Raw genomic sequence first — 17,401 nt, 5'->3', positions numbered from 1 at the left:
TTCAACTTGGCCACCTAGAAAGGGAACTTCGGGCTGAGGAAGAAACGGTCGAACCAACCTGGCTGACTCGCATCGGCAAAGGCACCAGTGCCCGAATAGGTGATGCGCGCATCGGCCACGCGGGTCGATGGGACAGTGTTGTCGGTGGAAATATCATCGGCGCGAACCATGCCGGCGATACGCACCAGCTCATCGCCCGTGTTGAGGGTCAGCCACTTCTCGCCGCGCACGGCGATGATGCCGTTGGGCAACACATCGGCGACGGTCACGGTGATCGAGCCGGTCAGGCTGTTGCTCTGGCCGGACTGGCTGTCGCCCTTGGTGGCACGGTCGGAGCCGTAGCCGGCGTTGAGACTCAGGTCGCCGCCACCGATCGGGTTGTTGGTGGTCAGGCTGGAGCCGAACAGCGAGGTCAGGCCGACACTGGTCTCGCTGGTCTTGTCGATCTGCGAGTTGGCGTTCTTGCTGGCCTGGGTCCGCTCGTTCAGGGTGATGGTGATGATGTCACCGACCCGGAAGGCCTTGCGGTCGCTGTACAAGTTCTGCTCGAAGCCGGCCTGGTAGATCGAGCCATTGTTGGCGGCAGCCGGCAACGGCGTACGCGGCAACACCGGAGCGTAATACGGGTCATTGGGCCGTGGCGTTGGCGCAACACAGCCCGCGAGTGCGGTAATCCCACTCAGTGCCAGAACAGATACGAAGCGTTTCATGACCCTACCTCTTGGTGTTGCAGGCGACCCTGGGGCCGCCCTGTCTACGTAATGACGGACGACGCGGTTACAGATTCTGCGTAACGAACGAGAGCATCTGGTCGGCGGTGGAGATCACCTTGGAGTTCATCTCGTAGGCGCGCTGGGTGGTGATCATGTTGACCATCTCCTCGACCGTGCTCACGTTGGAGGTTTCCAGGGTGTTCTGCAGCGTGGTACCGAAGCCGTTCAAGCCTGGGGTGCCGACTTGCGGCGCGCCACTGGCAGCGGTTTCCAGGAACAGGTTGTTGCCCACCGCTTGCAGGCCGGCCGGGTTGATGAAGTCGGCGGTCTGCAGGTTGCCGATGACCTGGGCGGCCGGGTTGCCCGCCACGGTGATGGACACGGTGCCATCACGGCCCACGGTGAAGGTCTGGGCATCGTTCGGGATGACAATGGCCGGTTCCAGGGCGAAACCGCTGGCGTTGACGATCTGGCCGTTGGAGTCGAGGTGGAAGGTACCGTCACGGGTGTAGGACGTGGTGCCGTCCGGCTGCAGGATCTGGAAGAAACCGCGACCGTCGATGGCCATGTCCAGCGGCTGCTCGGTGGTTTGCAGGCTGCCGGCGTTGAAGTTTTTCTGGGTGCCGACAATGCGCACACCGGTACCCACTTGCAGGCCCGACGGCAATTCGCTGTCCTGGGTCGATTGGGCGCCTGGCTGGCGTTTTACCTGGTAGAGCAAGTCCTGGAACTCGGCGCGATCACGTTTGAAACCCGTGGTCGAGACGTTCGCCAAGTTGTTGGAAATGGTGGAAAGGTTGGTGTCCTGGGCGGACAGACCTGTTTTGGCAACCCAAAGAGCCGGAAGCATTCGATTCTCCTCGTACGCCTGTTTTTCGGCGCGACGCTGTAATTAATAGTTAGATCTGCAAGACCCGAGCCATGGCTTCATCGCCTTCTTTGGCGGTGTTCATCATCTTGACGTGGAGCTCGAACTGCTTGGCCAGGGCCAGCACCGACGTCATTTCATCCACGGCATTGACGTTGCTCGCCTCCTGGAACCCGGACACCAATTGCACGTTGCCGTCGATGGGCGCCGGCTGGCCGTCCTTGGTCCGGATCGAGCCGTCCAGGCCCTTGGTCATGGTCCTGAGGTCTGGGTTGACCAGCTTGATGCGGTCCACTTCCGCCATCACCCGCGGGCCTTCGCCCATGGCGCGGATGCTGATGGTGCCGTCCTGGCCGATTTCGATTTTCTGCTCGGGTGGCACGGCGATCGGACCGCCATTGCCCATCACCGGCATGCCGTTGCCGGCCCGCAGCACGCCCAGGGCGTCGACATTGAGGCTGCCGGTGCGCACGTAGCTTTCACCGCCATCGGGGTTCTGCACGGCCATCCAGCCCGGCCCGCTGACCGCCACGTCCAGATCGCGACCGGTCTCGATCAGCGCACCCGGGGTGAAATCGGTGGCAGGACGCTCGGAGAGGGCAAACGCCCGCGCCGGAAAGCTGTCGCCGAACACCGGCATCGAGCGCGCCTGCTCCAGGTCTTTCTGAAAGCCATTGGTGGAGATGTTCGCCAGGTTGTTGGCATGGGCCCGCTGCGCCAGTGCGTTCTGGCTGGCGCCGGTCATTGCCACATAAAGGTACTTGTCCACTGTCGTTCCTCTGCATGCCGGACGTTTGCCGCCCACTGCTGTGTTGCACAGCCTTAAGCAATTTGCAGACCAACTTTTTTCTGGCGCCCCTGGGTCCTGGAAACAAAGGACTTGAGGGTTCTGGAAGGGATTTGGGGAAGGTATCGAAGACGAAAAACCGGCGGTGTTGTGCCGCTTACGGCAAGTGTCCGCCTAACCTGATCAATGGACGCCCCCTGTGGTGAGGGAGCTTGCTCCCGCTGGGCTGCGTAGCGACCCCACACTTTTGGCGATTGCTGCGCAATCGAGCGGGAGCAAGCTCCCTCGCCACGAAACGCCTATCTTCACGCGCCGGATTCTTTGCCCACTTCATACTCACGCAACTTGTTGGCAATGGTCGTATGGGAAACCCCCAGCCGCTTGCCCAGTTGCCGGCTGCTGGGATGTTCGGAATACAAGCGCTCCAGTACCGCTTTCTCGAAACGCCCAACGATCTCGTCCAAGCCCCCCTCAAGGGAGAAATCGCCAAGGGGCTGGCGCACGCCGTAGTCCGGCAGGCGGATGTGCTCGGCTTTCACCTTCCCGCCATCGCACAGGGAAACCGCCTGGAACAGCACGTTTTCCAATTGCCGGACGTTGCCCGGCCAATGGTAATGACTGAGGCGGTCCATGGCCGCCGGCGCCAGCTTGGGCAGTGCACAGCCGATCTGGCGGCTGGCCTGGTCGAGGAAATGCTCCACCAGTGGCCCCAGGCCATCGAGGCATTCGCGCAGGGGTGGGATGTGTAGCGAAAGCACATTCAAGCGGTGGTACAAATCCTGACGAAATTCGCCTCGGGCGCAGAGTTCGGACAAGTCCACCTGGGTGGCGCAGATCACCCTGACGTCCAGGTACACCTCTTCATCGCTGCCGACACGCCGGAAGCAACCGTCCTGCAGGAAGCGCAGCAGTTTCACTTGCAGGCGCGGGCTCATCTCCCCGACTCCGTCGAGGAACAGCGTTCCTCCAGCGGTCAGTTCCAGCAGGCCGAGCTTGCCTTCGGCCCTCGCCCCTTCGAATGCACCGGGGCCGTAGCCGAACAGCTCGGTCTCGGCCATCGACTCGGGCAGCCCGGCGCAGTTGAGTGCCATCAAGGGCGATTGCCCACGCGGGCTCGCCAGGTGACAAGCCCGGGCCAGCAGTTCCTTGCCGGTGCCGGTTTCGCCTTCAATTAATAGCGGCGCGTCCAGCGGTGCCATGCGCCGGGCCTCACGGACCACCGCCGCCATCACCTTCGAGCTCTGGAAAATACTGTCGAAGCCGCGCAGCTCCTGCTTGCGCACGTTATAGATCCGCTCACCCACCCGGTCGGCCCGGTGCAGGGTCAACACCGCACCGGCCATGGCTTCGCTGTCGTCGTGTTCCGATTGCAGTGGCGCGATGTCGGCCAGGAACACGTCGCCCTTGACCTTGACCCTCAGGCCGTTGATGCGCGACTGGTTGGCGCGCACCAGTTCCGGCAAGTCGAAATCCTCGGCATAGCGTGACAAGGGAATCCCCGGCACCTCGTCGACCCGCACCCCGAGCAACTGCGCCGCCGCCCGGTTGGCCGCGACGATGGAACCCCCCATGTCGATGGACAGCACTGGAAACTCCAGGGCGCCGAGCAAGGCGTTGAGCTCCATGTGCCGACGCTCGCTGGGCATCAGCCCTACGCGCTTGACGCCAAACACCCCGGCAATCCCTTCGAATTTCGGACGCAACGCCTGGAACTGGATGTTGATCAGGTTCGGGCAGTGCAGGTAGATCGCATTGCCATGCTCGCCACCGACCTCGCCCCGGGCGACGTTGATGCCGTACTCCACTAACAGGTTGAGGATGTCCCGGAGGATGCCGATGCGATTCTGGCAATGGACTTTGATGCGCATGAAAGGACCCAGGTGCATATGAGATAGAAAACCGCGCCATTCCAGCCCCTCTGTGGCGAGGGAGCTTGCTCCCGCTGGGCTGCGCAGCAGACCCAAAACAGGGGCCGCTTCGCGCCCCAGCGGGAGCAAGCTCCCTCGCCACAAAGGTTTTCGGCGTGGCAACGCAAATAATCGTCAAGATTATGTGACAGATGTAGGCCTTTTCCCACCCGAAAATCCCGGAAAGATCGTACCGCCCGCCAAATCGTAACGAAAACTTTACGATTCAACCCGTCGTTCGCCCAATCCATCCTCGCCAAGCCGATGCACACATCGCCGCTTCGGGTTATCTCTAATGCATCGCTCGACATAACAACAAACGCATCTTCCCCCTGAGGGAAATCAGCAGGAGAGCAGCATGAAGCAGACGCAATACGTGGCCCGCGAGCCCGATGCGCAAGGTTTTATCCACTACACCGCTGAAGAGCACGCGGTGTGGAACACGCTGATCACCCGCCAGCTCAAAGTCATCGAAGGCCGTGCGTGCCAGGAATACCTGGACGGCATCGACAAGCTGGGCCTGCCCCACGACCGCATCCCGCAACTGGACGAAGTCAACAAAGTGCTGGGCGAGACCACGGGCTGGCAAGTCGCCCGCGTCCCGGCGCTGATACCTTTCCAGACCTTCTTCGAATTGCTCGCCAGCAAGCAGTTTCCGGTGGCGACCTTCATTCGTACCCGTGAAGAGCTGGATTACCTGCAAGAGCCGGACATTTTCCACGAGATCTTTGGCCACTGCCCGTTGCTGACCAACCCTTGGTTTGCCGAATTTACCCACACCTACGGCAAACTCGGCCTACAGGCTTCCAAGGAAGAACGCGTCTACCTGGCGCGCCTGTATTGGATGACCATCGAGTTCGGCCTGGTGCAGACCCCGCAGGGCCGACGCATCTACGGCGGAGGCATCCTCTCGTCGCCCAAGGAAACCGTGTACTGCCTGTCCGACGAGCCCGAGCACCAGGCCTTCGATCCGTTGGAAGCCATGCGCACGCCGTACCGCATCGACATCCTGCAACCGGTGTATTTCGTGTTGCCCGAGCTCAAGCGCCTGTTCGACCTGGCCCACGAAGACATCATGGGCATGGTCAAGCGCGGTCGGGAACTGGGCCTGCACGCCCCGAAATTTCCGCCCAAAGCGGCGTGAGCCGCGTCTTTTAATCCCAATTGAGTCTGTTGCATGACGCGGCTTTGCTTTAGCGTGGGTGCATCGACGTTTTTCAAATATTCGATCCAGGAACACACCATGAACACTCTGAACCAAGCCCACTGCGAAGCCTGCCGCGCCGATGCCCCACAAGTCAGCGACGAAGAATTGCCGGTGTTGATCAAACAGATCCCGGACTGGAACATCGAAGTGCGCGACGGCGTCATGCAGCTGGAAAAAGTTTTCCTGTTCAAGAACTTCAAGCACGCCCTGGCGTTCACCAACGCCGTTGGCGAGATCTCCGAGGCCGAAGGCCACCACCCAGGCCTGCTCACCGAGTGGGGCAAAGTCACCGTGACCTGGTGGAGCCACTCCATCAAGGGCCTGCACCGCAACGACTTCATCATGGCCGCTCGCACCGATGACGTGGCCAAGACCGCCGAGGGCCGCAAGTAATGCATTTCGACGCCATCGGCCGGGTACCCGGCGACCCGATCCTCGGCCTGATGGAGGCCTACGGGGCGGATAGCAACCCGAGCAAGTTCGACCTGGGCGTGGGCGTCTATAAGGATGCCCAAGGCCTGACGCCGATTCTTCAATCGGTGAAGCAGGCCGAGCAGCGACTGGTGGATCGCCAGGTCACCAAGACCTACATCGGCGGTCATGGCGACGCCGCGTTCGGCCAGTTGATCAATGAGCTGGTGCTGGGCGCCGACTCGCCGCTGATCAGCGCAAAACGTGCCGGCGCCACCCAGACACCCGGCGGCACCGGGGCCCTGCGCCTGAGCGCCGACTTCATCGCCCAGTGCCTGCCGGGCCGTGGCGTCTGGCTGAGCAACCCGACCTGGCCGATCCACGAAACCATTTTCGCCACGGCCGGGGTCAAGGTCAGCCATTACCCTTATGTGGGCGCCGATAACCGCTTGGATTTCGAGGCGATGCTGGCAACCCTGAACCAAGCGCCCAAAGGCGATGTGGTCTTGCTGCATGCCTGCTGCCACAACCCGACAGGGTTCGACCTGTCCCATGAGCAATGGCAGCAGCTGCTGGAAGTGGTGCGCAGCCGCGACCTGCTGCCGCTGATCGACTTCGCCTACCAAGGCTTTGGCGATGGCTTGGAACAGGACGCCTGGGCGGTCCGGCTATTTGCCGAAGCGTTGCCGGAAGTGCTGATTACCAGCTCCTGTTCGAAGAACTTCGGCCTGTACCGCGACCGTACGGGTGCGTTGATCATCTGCGCCCGGGACGGCGAAAAACTGATCGATATCCGCAGCCAATTGGCCAACATCGCCCGCAACCTGTGGTCGACGCCACCAGACCATGGCGCAGCCGTGGTGGCGACCATCCTCGGCAACCCGGAACTCAAGAGCCTGTGGGCCGATGAAGTCCAGGCCATGCGCCTGCGCATCGCGCAATTGCGCAGCGGTTTGCTGGAAGCCCTCGAACCCCATGGTCTGCGCGAGCGCTTCGCCCATATCGGCGTGCAACGCGGGATGTTTTCCTACACCGGCCTGACGCCGGAACAGGTCAAGCACCTGCGCGAACGCCACAGCGTCTACATGGTCGGCACCGGCCGGGCCAACGTGGCCGGTATCGATGCCACGCGCCTGGACTTGCTGGCCGAGGCGATTGCCGACGCGTGCAGATAACACCACCGTCGGCTGTTGATTGTGTGGCGAGGGAGCTTGCTCCCGCTCGGCTGCGCAGCAGTCGTAAACTGGCCTGGCGCGGTGTGCCTGAGGGATAGCGCTGTTCCACTTGGGGCGGCTTCGCCGCCCAGCGGGAGCAAGCTCCCTCGCCACGGTGGATCAAACCAGCCTCAAGTCATCCGCCGCCCTTGAGCCGTTATTGGCCCGTCCACTCGCGGACAAACTGCCCCACATCTTCCTGCGGTGCGGTACGCGCTTCTTTCTGCGGCGTGCCCAGGTAGAGGAAACCGATTACTTCCTCCCCGTCTTCCAGGCCAAGCCCCCGGGCCACATGTGGCGAGTACGCCAGTTCGCCGGTGCGCCACACGCCACCAATCCCCTGGGCATACGCGGCCAGCAGGATGCCATGGGCCGCGCAGCCGGCCGCCAGCAGTTGCTCGGATTTCGGGATTTTGAAATGGTCCTGCAGACGGGCGATCACCACCACGACCAGGGGCGCGCGCAATGGGCCATTGAGGGCCTTTTCCACGACGGCTTCGGGCACCAGCGGGTCATTGAACTTTGCCGCTTCGGCCAGCAGCTCGCCCATGCGATGCCGCGCCTGCCCTTCCACCGTCAAGAAGCGCCATGGCCGCAACTGGCCGTGATCCGGTGCCCGCATGGCCGCGGCGAACATGAGCTCGCGCTGTTCCGGCGTGGGTGCCGGCTCCACCAGGCGCGGGACGGAAACACGGTTGAGCAAAGCGTCGAGAGCCTGCATCGGCCACCTCCTGAAAAAATGTCCAGCTATTCTAGTGGCTGTGCGGCGAGTCCGTTAGCGCAAATTCCGAGGCCAGGCAGCCAGGCGCCGCCGAGTGCCGGTTTACAGGACGCTGGCCGCAGGTAGAATGGCGCCCTTCCCTTTCAGCCTGAGCGGACTTCATGGCGTTGCCGACCCTGCGAATCATCGGTTTCATCATCGGCATCTTCCTGATCACCCTGGCGATCTTCATGGTCGTGCCCATGGTCACGCTGATGATCTTCGAGCGCACTGGCGACCTGCCGTCGTTCCTCTGGTCGAGCATGATCACGTTCCTCGCCGGCCTGGCGCTGGTACTTCCCGGGCGCCCGGAACACATCCACCTGCGGCCGCGGGACATGTACCTGCTGACCGTCAGCAGCTGGCTGGTGGTGTGTATCTTCGCTGCGCTGCCGTTCCTGCTGACCCAGCACATCAGCTATACGGATTCGTTCTTCGAAAGCATGTCGGGCATCACCGCCACCGGGGCCACCGTCCTGAGCGGCCTGGACAATATGTCGCCGGGCATCCTGATGTGGCGCTCGCTGCTGCACTGGCTCGGCGGTATCGGCTTCATCGGCATGGCGGTGGCGATCCTGCCCCTGCTGCGCATCGGTGGCATGCGGCTGTTCCAGACCGAGTCATCGGACCGCTCGGAAAAAGTCATGCCCCGCTCCCACATGGTGGCGCGGTTGATCGTGGCGGCCTACGTGGGCATCACCATTCTTGGCACCCTGGCGCTCTGGTGGGCCGGGATGAGCCTGTTCGATGCCATCAACCATTCGATGTCGGCGATTTCCACCGGCGGCTTCTCCACCTCGGACCTGTCCCTGGCCAAGTGGACCCAGCCGGCGGTGCACTGGGTCGCCATCGTCATCATGATCCTCGGCAGCCTGCCGTTTGCCCTGTACGTCTCGATGTTGCGGGGCAATCGCCGGGCGTTGATCAAGGACCAGCAGGTCCAGGGGCTCATTGGCGTGCTGCTGGTGACCTGGCTGGTGCTCGGCACCTGGTATTGGGCGACCACCGACCTGCATTGGCTGGACGCCCTGCGGCACGTGGCGCTGAACGTGACGTCCATCGTCACCACCACCGGCTTCGCCCTCGGCGACTACAGCCTGTGGGGCAATTTCTCGCTGATGCTGTTTTTCTACCTGGGGTTCGTCGGCGGTTGCTCGGGTTCGACGGCCGGCGGGATCAAGATCTTTCGCTTCCAAGTCGCCTACATCCTGCTGCGGGCCAACCTTAATCAATTGATCCATCCCCGTGCGGTGATCAAGCAAAAATACAACGGTCATCGCCTCGACGAGGAAATCGTCCGCTCGATCCTGACGTTCTCGTTCTTCTTCGCCATCACGATCTGCGTGATCGCCCTGCTGCTGTCGCTGTTGGGGGTGGAATGGATGACGGCGTTGACCGGTGCGGCCAGTACCGTGTCGGGCGTCGGCCCGGGGCTGGGGGAAACCATCGGGCCGGCCGGCAACTTCGCACCGCTGCCGGACGCCGCCAAGTGGATTCTGTCGGGGGGCATGTTGCTGGGCCGGCTGGAGATCATCACCGTGTTCGTGCTGTGTATCCCGGCGTTCTGGCGTCACTGACCGGTTCAGGCTGGCTCGCCAATCGCGCCCGGTATTCGCCGGGCGTGGTGTCGAACCAGCGGCGAAAGGCCCGGAAAAAATTGCTCGGGTCGGCAAATCCCAACAGGTAGGCGATTTCCAGCAGCGTCATGCCCGGCTGTGCCAGGTACTGCTCGGCCAGCTCGCGGCGGGTGTCCTCCAGCAGGCTCTGGAAACTGGTGCCCTCTTCCTGCAAGCGCCGTTGCAAGGTGCGCTGGGACAGGTGCAACGTCTGCGCCACCACGTCTCGCTTGGGTTCCCCCTGGGGCAACAACCGACACAAGACTTGTCGTGCCTTGTGGGTCACGCGGCTTTCCGAGAAACGCGCGAGGTATTCCCCGGCAAACCGATCGTGCAACTGCGCCATGGCTTCATTGGCCGTTGGCAGCGGCGCCTCCATGTCGGCCCGTTCGAAGATCAGCGCGTCATAGGGCGCGCCGAACACCAGCGGCGCGTGAAAAGCTCGCTGATAAGGCGCCGGGTCCGAGGGTTCGGCGCCCTGGAACAGCACCTTTACCGGATGCAGGGTGCGCCCAGTCAACCAGCTGCACAGGGCCAGCGCACAGGCCAGGGACGCTTCGGCGCTTTGGCGGGTCGGGGGCAGATGGTCGCCATGAACGGTCAGGATCAGCCCATAGCCGCCTTCCAACGGACGAAAACTCAAGTCGGCGCTTTCGGCGATGATCCGCTGGTACCGCACCAGCCGTTGGAAACCCTCCACCAGGGTGCGACTGGACATCAAGGCGTAGCCCGCCACATGGAACGAGGCCGGGCGCACCACCTTGCCCATGTTCAAGCCAATGGCCGGGTTGCCCGACAACTCCACCGCCCGTTGCCAGAGCCGCGTCATCGAGTCCTGGGGGAACCGTGCATCCGGATCGTCCAGCGCATCGAAATCCAGCCCCAATTGATTGAACAGCGCCCGACAATCCAGGCCGTCCATTTCCAACGCCTTGACAATCCCCATCGCCCAGCTTGAAGAAGTCGTTCGTTCGCTCATGACGTTTTACTTGCATGACGAGCCGCAGGGTACGGCTGGATTTGCGAAGGATACTAAAGTGGCGCTGATTGTCACTGGCCGTTGTAATTGATAGCTCTAGACTTAAATATCAAAACAATAACCACAGAGTCAGCCGTCGTGGAAAACGCCAAACGATTCAATACCTTCGCTGAGTTCTACCCGTATTACCTCAGCGAACACAGCAACAGCACCTGCCGACGATTGCATTTCATCGGCACCTCCCTGGTCATCCTGGTATTCGTCATGGCCCTCGTCGTGGGCGCCTGGTGGCTGTGGGTCGCCCTGCCGGTGGCCGGTTACGGCTTTGCCTGGGTCGGGCACTTCTTCTTCGAAAAGAACCGTCCCGCCACCTTCCAGCATCCGCTCTACAGCCTGCTCGGTGATTTCGTCATGTACCGCGACATGCTGCTGGGCAAGGTCGCGTTCTGATAAGGAGTGTCGATGAGCAACCACGCACGCTTTACCCACATGCAGGACGGCACTGCGCAAGATTGGGCGATCATCGCGGCCGACTTCAGCGCCTACGCCCGGCTATTGCCGGGCCGGATCCTGGCTCACTTGAAACTGCTGGACGGCGATTTCGGCGGGTTCCCGGTGGATCGCCTGACCCACTCCCTGCAAACCGCCACCCGTGCCTACCGTGACGGGCGCGATGAGGAATACGTGGTCTGCGCCCTGCTCCACGACATCGGCGACACCTTGGGTTCGTATAACCACCCGGACATCGCCGCGGCGATCCTCAAGCCCTTCGTCAGCGCCGAAAACCTGTGGATGGTGGAGAAGCACGGCATTTTCCAGGGTTATTACTTCTTCCATCACCTGGGCATGGACCGGCACCTGCGCGAGCAGTTTTTCGAACATCCTCAGTACCAGGCGACCATTGATTTCTGTGCGAAATACGACGCGGCGGCGTTCGATCCCGAGTACGACACATTGCCGTTGAGCTTCTTCGAGCCGATGCTGGAAAGGCTGTTTGCCGCGCCGAAGCAATCGATCTACAAGGCGGCGATGGCGGAGCAAGCCTGAATCCAACGGACGCAGGAAAACCCGTGGCGAGGGAGCTTGCTCCCGCTGGGCGCGAAGCGCCCCTCTTTTCCAGGGCTGCTGCGCAGCCAGCGGGAGCAAGCTCCCTCGCCACACAAGCACTCTGTGGGCTTGAGAAACAGGCAGGCTGGCCTAGGCAGGCTCAGTCACTTTCAACTCAGTCTTGGCCAGCGCCTCCCGCGCCTGGGCGTCCGCCAACCGATACAACTCGATCGTCCCATCCCAATGTTCGATCAGCGCCGTGCAGGATTCGACCCAGTCGCCACAATTGAGGTATTCCACCTCGCCCACCTTGCGCATCTCGGCATGGTGGATGTGCCCACAGACCACGCCATGCAATTCGCGCTTCACGCACTCGTGGGCGATGGCTTCTTCGAAGTCGCTGATAAAGCTGACGGCCGTCTTCACCTTGTGCTTGAGATACGCCGACAGCGACCAGTAACCGTAGCCATAACGGGCCCGCCAGTGGTTGAGCCAGCGGTTCAGCGTGAGAGTGAATTCGTAGGCCGAGTCCCCGAGGAACGCCAGCCAACGGTGGTAACGGGTGATGACATCGAACTGGTCGCCATGGATCACCAGCAGGTGCCGGCCATCGGCGGTGACGTGCACCGCTTCGTCCACCAACTGGATATTGCCCAGGATCAGCTTCGAATAGCGCCGCAGGAATTCGTCATGGTTGCCAGTGACGTAGATCACTTCGGTACCGCGCTTGCTCATGGTCAGCAAGCGGCGAATGACGTTGGTGTGGGCCTGGGGCCAATACATGCCACCGCGCAGCTTCCAGCCGTCGATGATGTCCCCCACCAGGTAGATCTTGTCGGCGTGGTAGCCCTTGAGAAACTGCGACAGGTGCTCGGCCTGGCAGTCCCGGGTGCCCAGGTGCACATCGGAGATCCACAGGGTGCGTACACGCTGCTTGCGGCTGGGTTTGGCGAGTTCGGCGCTGGTCATTGGGCAACCCTCTGATCGTTTTCGCCACTGTGCACCCCAGCGGTTAATGGCCTATGACAAACACAAGTCCATTGCATGACAACGCCGGGCGTTGCCCCTCGGTGTATGCTGGCGGCCTGACACGGGAGACCGCGATGCGACCGATCCTCACGCTACGCCACTACAGCCACGACTTGATCGCCCACAGCCACGACCACGCGCAGCTGGTGTTCGGGTTGTCCGGCGCGCTGGACTTCGAGGTCGAAGGTCGTGGCAGCCAAGTGGTGCAACAAAGTTTCGTGGTGGTACCCGCCGGCGCCCATCATGGCTGTGGCAGCCCCCACGGCAGCCGCTGCCTGGTACTGGATGTGCCCAGTGACGACTGGGTCGGACAATGCCTGGGGGATCACGCCGACGCCAGCCGCCGCTTGCTCGACGACAGCGTTCGCCTGCCCCTGGACGCGGGGCAAAGCCAGTTGGTCAGTTGGCTGGCGGGCAGCCCGGTGGACGACCCGGTGATCGCCCAGCAAGGCGCAGTACTGCTGCTGGCGAGTCTCAACGGCGTTCGCCGGGAAACCCTCGGTGGCCGGCGCCTGCCCTATGCCGCGCTCAACGCCCACATCGACCAGAACGCGGCCTACCCGCTGCAAGTGGCGGACCTGGCACGGGTCGCCGGCCTTTCCAGTGCCCGCCTGCACGCGCGTTTCATCGCCGAGTGCGGGCAAACCCCGATGGCGTACATCCGTAGCCGCCGCTTGCACCAGGCCGTGGCGTTGTTGCGGGAGTCGGACCTGCCCATCGGCGAGATCGCCCATCAGGTCGGCTACAGCTCCCAGAGTGCTTTCGCCGCGGCGGTGCTGCGCGAATTCGGCGCCACGCCGGGCAAGCTGCGGCATCAGCGCTAGGTTCGCGCTAAAAATCGCTAGGCTCGCGACAGACACAGCCGCCTCAACCGCGCTTAAATACTGCAATCTGTGAGGGGAACAGCCCTGTGGGAGCGAGCCTGCTCGCGATTGCTATCTGTCAGTCAATATCTGCATTGCCTGGACCAGCGCTTTCGCGAGCAGGCTCGCTCCCACAGAAGACATTCACCAGTTGCCCCACTGTCTGTTGAAAGGATCGAAATGACGCCTCGTACTGCCCTCGGCGCCCTGCACATTGGCGCACTCATGTTTGGCCTGACCGGTGTCTTCGGCAAACTCGCCGCGGCCTCGCCAGCGGTCATCGTGTTCGGTCGCGCCGTCTTCGCCGTGCTGGCCCTGGCGATGTTTGCCCGGTTCGCCAGCCGCAGCCGCTGGCAGAAACTGCGGGCCCAGGATGGTCGGCGATTGCTGCTGGGCGGCCTGTTGCTGGCCGGGCACTGGGTGAGCTTCTTCATCGCGGTGAAAGTGGCCGGTGTGGCAATCGCCACGCTGGGGTTCGCCAGTTTCCCGGCCTTCACGGTATTGCTCGAGGGGCTGATCTTCCGCGAGCGGATTCGCGCCAATGAAATCTGGCTGGTGGTGTTGGTGAGCGTCGGCCTGGTGCTGGTCACGCCGAGCTTCGACCTGGCCAGCGGTGCCACCACCGGCCTGCTCTGGGCCGTGGCCTCGGGGCTGCTGTTTTCGCTGTTGTCATTGACCAACCGTGCTGGTTCCGCCCATGTGCCGCCGGTACAGGCCGCGCTGTGCCAGAACGTGGTGGTCGGGTTGTGCCTGCTGCCGGTGGCCGCACCGCAATTGAGCGACGTTCGTCCCATCGACTGGTTGTGGATCGGCTTGCTCGGCGTGTTTTGCACCGGCCTGGCCCACAGCCTGTTCGTCGCCAGCCTGGCCGTGATCAAGGCCCGCACGGCGGCGGTGGTCTTTGCCATGGAGCCGGTCTACGGCATCGCCATGGCCTGGTGGCTGTTCGACGAGCGCCCGACGTTGCGCATGTTGCTGGGCGGCGTGGTGATCATCACGGCCATCGTGATCTCAAGCCAACTGGGCGGCTCGAAAAAACCGCGGGTGGAGACCCAAGCCGCGTCTCACTGAACCCGATCGTTGTGGCCCAGGTCCCGCTCCGGGTCGATCCGGTCGCGGACCCGCTGCTTGAGGACCTTGGCCTCGGGGAAACCGCCATCGGCCTTGCGCTCCCAGATCTGCGTACCGTCACAGCTGATGTGGAATACACCGCCGGTGCCCGGCACCAGGGACACTTTGCCCAGGTCGTCGCCAAAGGTGCTGAGCAGTTCCTGGGCCAGCCAGGCGGCGCGCAGCAACCATTGGCACTGGGTGCAATAGGTAATGACGACTTCCGGTTTGTGTTCGGTCATGGCGGGTGGACTCCTGGGTGCTAAGGCGTCGTTATAATACCCGCCTTTGATCGCCCTCCCCGAGATTGACGATGCGCCGCCTCCTGCCCCTCCTGCTTCTGCTGCTGTTGCCCCTTTTCGTCCAGGCTGTCGAAGCACCGCGGCCGAAAATCGGCCTGGTACTGTCCGGCGGCGCGGCGCGGGGACTGGCCCACATCGGTGTGCTCAAGGCCTTGGAAGAGCAAGGCATCAAGATCGATGCCATTGCCGGCACCAGCATGGGCGCGGTGATCGGCGGGCTGTACGCCTCGGGCTACAAGATCGACGAACTGGAAAAACTCGCCCTGGGCATCGACTGGCAACAGGCCTTGTCCGACGCGCCGCCGCGCAAGGACGTGCCGTTCCGGCGCAAACAGGATGACCGGGATTTTCTCGTGAAGCAGAAACTGAGCTTTCGTGACGACGGCAGCCTCGGCCTGCCCTTGGGGGTGATCCAGGGCCAGAACCTGGCCCTGCTGCTTGAAAGCCTGCTGGCCCATGCCAGCGATACGCGTGACTTCGACAAACTGCCGATCCCGTTTCGCGCCGTCGCCACTGACATCGCCACCGGCGAAAAGGTGGTGTTCCGCAAAGGCCACCTGCCCAAGGTCATTCGCGCCAGCATGTCGATCCCGGCGGTGTTCGCCCCGGTGGAACTGGACGGCCGGCTGCTGGTGGACGGTGGCATGGCCGATAACATCCCGTTGGATGTGGCCCGGGAAATGGGCGTGGACATGGCCATTGTGGTCGACATCGGCACGCCGCTGCGCACCCGCAAGCAACTGGTCACGGTGGTCGATGTGCTGAACCAATCGACCACCCTGATGACCCGGCGCAACTCTGAAGAGCAACTGGCGACCCTGAAAAAAGACGACGTATTGATCCAGCCGGCCCTGGCGAGCTTCGGCTCTACCGACTTCGGCCGTGCCCAGGAAATGATCGACGCCGGCTACCGCGCCACCCGCATACTCGACGCCCGCCTGGCCCCGCTACGCCCGTCCGAGACACCCGACGCCGAACTCATGGCCGCGCGTACGCCCAGCGAACGCACGCCGGTCATTACCGCCATTCGCGTGGAGAACGACTCGAAAGTCGGCGATGACGTGATTCGCTATTACATTCGCCAGCAGATTGGCGAGCCGCTGGACCTGGCTCGCCTGCAGACCGACATGGGTACGCTGTACGGCCTGGATTACTTCGAGCAGGTGCAATACCGCGTGGTCCACAAAGGCCAGGACCGTACGCTGGTGATCAGCGCCCGGGGCCGACGGACCGGCACCGATTATCTGCGGCTGGGGCTGAGCCTGTCGGACGACATGCGCGGCGACAGCGCTTTCAACCTGGGGGCCAGTTATCGGGTCAACGGCATCAATCGCCTGGGTGCCGAATGGCTGACCCGGGCGCAGATCGGCGACAAGCAGGAGTTGTACAGCGAGTTCTACCAGCCATTGGATGTCGGCTCGCGCTACTTCATCGCCCCCTATGGGCAATTCGAATCGCGCAACGTGGAGTCCATCCTGGACAACGACCCGGTGGCCCAGTATCGCGTCGAGCGCTATGGCTTCGGGCTGAACGTGGGCCGCCAGATTGGCAACAGTGGTGAAATTCGCTTCGGTGTCGGCCAAGCCTGGGGCAAGGCCGATGTGCGCATCGGCGACCACGACCAGCCCAGCGAGAATTTCAACGAGGGTTTCTACGAGCTCAAGTATTCGTTCGACTCCCTGGACAGTGTGTATTTTCCCCATGAAGGGGAAGACATCGGCCTGAGCTGGCGCCAATACGAACCGGGACTGGGCTCCGACCAACGTTACCGTCAATGGGAGTTCAAACTGGACAAGGCCCTGAGCAGCGGCCCGGACACTTTCATCCTGGGCGGGCGCTACGGCCGCACCCTGGACACCGCCGAGGTGGTGACGTCCAGCTTTGTGCTCGGTGGCGCGCGGCAATTGTCGGGCTTTCGCGAAGATGGAGTGTCCGGACAGAACATGAGCCTGATGCGTGCCGTGTATTACCGCCGCCTCACACCGCGGGCCTACCTGCCCTTGGACTTCCCGCTGTACATCGGTGGCTCGTTGGAGCGCGGCCGGGCCTGGAACAACGACAACGAGTTCGACAGCGGCTACATCAATGCCGCGAGCATTTTCCTCGGCTTCGATACGCCGCTGGGGCCACTGAATTTCAGCTATGGGTTTAACGACGATGATGAACAGGCGGTTTACCTGAACCTGGGGCAGACGTTTTGAGAAGTAGGCGTTTGCCTGGGAAAGGTAGAGGGGCTGACCTGACGCCTTCGCGAGCAAGCCCGCTCCCACACTGGATTCGGGATGTAGGCGAAATCCCTGTCCACCAAAGATCCCTGTGGGAGCGAGCTTGCTCGCGATAGCGGTGGGTCTGTGCCGGTGATATTGGCTGTGCAGTCGCCTTCGCGAGCAGGCTCGCTCCCACACTGGATCGGGATATACGCGAAAATCCCTGTCCACCAGAGATCCCTGTGGGAGCGAGCCTGCTCGCGATAGCGGTGGGTCTGTGCCGGTGATATCCCCCGGTGTCAGGCTAGTTGTCGCCTCTCCAAATTCCTAAAAGCATTTCGGGGGCGGCAAGAGTATGGTCATGCCTTTCTATTCACCTGA

The 17,401-nt window shown here is 62.5% G+C and carries 17 protein-coding genes; 9 read left to right on the top strand and 8 right to left on the bottom strand.

Features of this window, described 5'->3' with window-relative positions:
• Window positions 1-14: 14 nt before the first annotated feature.
• The 4 genes from flgH to HU767_RS04100 form a co-directional block, all read right to left on the bottom strand.
• On the bottom strand, window positions 15-710 hold the full coding sequence (gene flgH / locus HU767_RS04115; RefSeq protein WP_186728596.1) for a flagellar basal body L-ring protein FlgH: 696 nt from the start codon (window positions 708-710) through the stop codon (window positions 15-17).
• Window positions 711-777: 67 nt separating this feature from the next.
• Window positions 778-1,563, bottom strand: coding sequence for a flagellar basal-body rod protein FlgG (gene flgG, locus HU767_RS04110; RefSeq protein ID WP_053120245.1), 786 nt, complete (start codon window positions 1,561-1,563; stop codon window positions 778-780).
• 49 nt (window positions 1,564-1,612) lie between these two features.
• Window positions 1,613-2,350, bottom strand: coding sequence for a flagellar basal body rod protein FlgF (locus HU767_RS04105; protein ID WP_186704642.1), 738 nt, complete (start codon window positions 2,348-2,350; stop codon window positions 1,613-1,615).
• A gap of 323 nt (window positions 2,351-2,673) precedes the next feature.
• Window positions 2,674-4,236 (bottom strand): sigma-54-dependent transcriptional regulator, encoded by a 1,563-nt coding sequence (locus tag HU767_RS04100; RefSeq protein ID WP_186728595.1) that lies wholly within the window; start codon window positions 4,234-4,236, stop codon window positions 2,674-2,676.
• Between the two features lie 397 nt (window positions 4,237-4,633).
• Here HU767_RS04100 and phhA point away from each other — a divergent pair, with 397 nt between their 5' ends.
• From phhA to HU767_RS04085, 3 genes are all read left to right on the top strand, one after another.
• Window positions 4,634-5,419, top strand: a complete 786-nt coding sequence (gene phhA / locus HU767_RS04095) for a phenylalanine 4-monooxygenase (protein ID WP_186704640.1) — start codon at window positions 4,634-4,636, stop codon at window positions 5,417-5,419.
• Between the two features lie 99 nt (window positions 5,420-5,518).
• Window positions 5,519-5,875 (top strand): 4a-hydroxytetrahydrobiopterin dehydratase, encoded by a 357-nt coding sequence (locus HU767_RS04090; protein WP_003184087.1) that lies wholly within the window; start codon window positions 5,519-5,521, stop codon window positions 5,873-5,875.
• Window positions 5,875-7,068, top strand: coding sequence for an amino acid aminotransferase (locus HU767_RS04085; RefSeq protein WP_186728594.1), 1,194 nt, complete (start codon window positions 5,875-5,877; stop codon window positions 7,066-7,068). Before HU767_RS04090 ends, HU767_RS04085 begins: the two co-directional genes overlap by 1 nt.
• Before the next feature lie 196 nt (window positions 7,069-7,264).
• Here HU767_RS04085 and HU767_RS04080 read toward each other — a convergent pair whose 3' ends face one another.
• Entirely contained in the window at window positions 7,265-7,828 is a 564-nt protein-coding gene (locus tag HU767_RS04080) for an NAD(P)H nitroreductase (protein ID WP_186728593.1), read from the bottom strand.
• 161 nt (window positions 7,829-7,989) lie between these two features.
• Between HU767_RS04080 and HU767_RS04075 the strand changes: the two genes are divergently transcribed.
• Complete coding sequence (locus HU767_RS04075; protein ID WP_186704637.1) at window positions 7,990-9,444, top strand: TrkH family potassium uptake protein; 1,455 nt, start codon at window positions 7,990-7,992, stop codon at window positions 9,442-9,444.
• On the opposite strand, the gene HU767_RS04070 is transcribed toward HU767_RS04075, so the two are convergent.
• On the bottom strand, window positions 9,401-10,462 hold the full coding sequence (locus tag HU767_RS04070; protein WP_186704636.1) for an AraC family transcriptional regulator: 1,062 nt from the start codon (window positions 10,460-10,462) through the stop codon (window positions 9,401-9,403). The genes HU767_RS04075 and HU767_RS04070 overlap by 44 nt on opposite strands.
• Before the next feature lie 138 nt (window positions 10,463-10,600).
• Here HU767_RS04070 and HU767_RS04065 point away from each other — a divergent pair, with 138 nt between their 5' ends.
• Window positions 10,601-10,912 (top strand): DUF962 domain-containing protein, encoded by a 312-nt coding sequence (locus HU767_RS04065; RefSeq protein ID WP_186728592.1) that lies wholly within the window; start codon window positions 10,601-10,603, stop codon window positions 10,910-10,912.
• Window positions 10,913-10,924: 12 nt separating this feature from the next.
• Entirely contained in the window at window positions 10,925-11,509 is a 585-nt protein-coding gene (locus HU767_RS04060) for an HD domain-containing protein (protein ID WP_186728591.1), read from the top strand.
• Window positions 11,510-11,659: 150 nt separating this feature from the next.
• On the opposite strand, the gene HU767_RS04055 is transcribed toward HU767_RS04060, so the two are convergent.
• Window positions 11,660-12,478, bottom strand: a complete 819-nt coding sequence (locus HU767_RS04055; RefSeq protein WP_186704633.1) for a UDP-2,3-diacylglucosamine diphosphatase — start codon at window positions 12,476-12,478, stop codon at window positions 11,660-11,662.
• Window positions 12,479-12,612: 134 nt separating this feature from the next.
• Between HU767_RS04055 and HU767_RS04050 the strand changes: the two genes are divergently transcribed.
• Both HU767_RS04050 and HU767_RS04045 read left to right on the top strand, forming a co-directional pair.
• Window positions 12,613-13,362, top strand: coding sequence for a helix-turn-helix domain-containing protein (locus tag HU767_RS04050; protein WP_186704749.1), 750 nt, complete (start codon window positions 12,613-12,615; stop codon window positions 13,360-13,362).
• A gap of 219 nt (window positions 13,363-13,581) precedes the next feature.
• On the top strand, window positions 13,582-14,472 hold the full coding sequence (locus HU767_RS04045; RefSeq protein ID WP_186728590.1) for a DMT family transporter: 891 nt from the start codon (window positions 13,582-13,584) through the stop codon (window positions 14,470-14,472).
• On the opposite strand, the gene HU767_RS04040 is transcribed toward HU767_RS04045, so the two are convergent.
• Window positions 14,466-14,753, bottom strand: a complete 288-nt coding sequence (locus HU767_RS04040) for a SelT/SelW/SelH family protein (protein WP_003199006.1) — start codon at window positions 14,751-14,753, stop codon at window positions 14,466-14,468. The two genes, HU767_RS04045 and HU767_RS04040, sit on opposite strands and share 7 nt — an antisense overlap.
• Before the next feature lie 71 nt (window positions 14,754-14,824).
• Here HU767_RS04040 and HU767_RS04035 point away from each other — a divergent pair, with 71 nt between their 5' ends.
• Window positions 14,825-17,014, top strand: coding sequence for a patatin-like phospholipase family protein (locus HU767_RS04035; protein WP_186704631.1), 2,190 nt, complete (start codon window positions 14,825-14,827; stop codon window positions 17,012-17,014).
• Window positions 17,015-17,401 lie beyond the last annotated feature (387 nt).

Origin of the sequence: Pseudomonas sp. SWRI179, assembly GCF_014268705.1 — a bacterium.
Taxonomy (GTDB): Bacteria; Pseudomonadota; Gammaproteobacteria; order Pseudomonadales; family Pseudomonadaceae; genus Aquipseudomonas; species Aquipseudomonas zanjanensis.
This window is presented reverse-complemented; position numbering and strand designations above follow the sequence as displayed.

Bases quoted from the DNA above. Each gene is read 5' to 3' on its own strand.
- HU767_RS04100 (WP_186728595.1), bottom strand. From the start codon at position 4,236: ATGCGCATCAAAGTCCATTGCCAGAATCGCATCGGCATCCTCCGGGAC.
- phhA (WP_186704640.1), top strand. From the start codon at position 4,634: ATGAAGCAGACGCAATACGTGGCCCGCGAGCCCGATGCGCAAGGTTTT.
- HU767_RS04055 (WP_186704633.1), bottom strand. From the start codon at position 12,478: ATGACCAGCGCCGAACTCGCCAAACCCAGCCGCAAGCAGCGTGTACGC.
- HU767_RS04060 (WP_186728591.1), top strand. From the start codon at position 10,925: ATGAGCAACCACGCACGCTTTACCCACATGCAGGACGGCACTGCGCAA.
- HU767_RS04050 (WP_186704749.1), top strand. From the start codon at position 12,613: ATGCGACCGATCCTCACGCTACGCCACTACAGCCACGACTTGATCGCC.
- HU767_RS04040 (WP_003199006.1), bottom strand. From the start codon at position 14,753: ATGACCGAACACAAACCGGAAGTCGTCATTACCTATTGCACCCAGTGC.
- flgH (WP_186728596.1), bottom strand. From the start codon at position 710: ATGAAACGCTTCGTATCTGTTCTGGCACTGAGTGGGATTACCGCACTC.
- flgG (WP_053120245.1), bottom strand. From the start codon at position 1,563: ATGCTTCCGGCTCTTTGGGTTGCCAAAACAGGTCTGTCCGCCCAGGAC.
- HU767_RS04075 (WP_186704637.1), top strand. From the start codon at position 7,990: ATGGCGTTGCCGACCCTGCGAATCATCGGTTTCATCATCGGCATCTTC.
- HU767_RS04070 (WP_186704636.1), bottom strand. From the start codon at position 10,462: ATGAGCGAACGAACGACTTCTTCAAGCTGGGCGATGGGGATTGTCAAG.
- HU767_RS04045 (WP_186728590.1), top strand. From the start codon at position 13,582: ATGACGCCTCGTACTGCCCTCGGCGCCCTGCACATTGGCGCACTCATG.
- HU767_RS04035 (WP_186704631.1), top strand. From the start codon at position 14,825: ATGCGCCGCCTCCTGCCCCTCCTGCTTCTGCTGCTGTTGCCCCTTTTC.
- HU767_RS04090 (WP_003184087.1), top strand. From the start codon at position 5,519: ATGAACACTCTGAACCAAGCCCACTGCGAAGCCTGCCGCGCCGATGCC.
- HU767_RS04080 (WP_186728593.1), bottom strand. From the start codon at position 7,828: ATGCAGGCTCTCGACGCTTTGCTCAACCGTGTTTCCGTCCCGCGCCTG.
- HU767_RS04085 (WP_186728594.1), top strand. From the start codon at position 5,875: ATGCATTTCGACGCCATCGGCCGGGTACCCGGCGACCCGATCCTCGGC.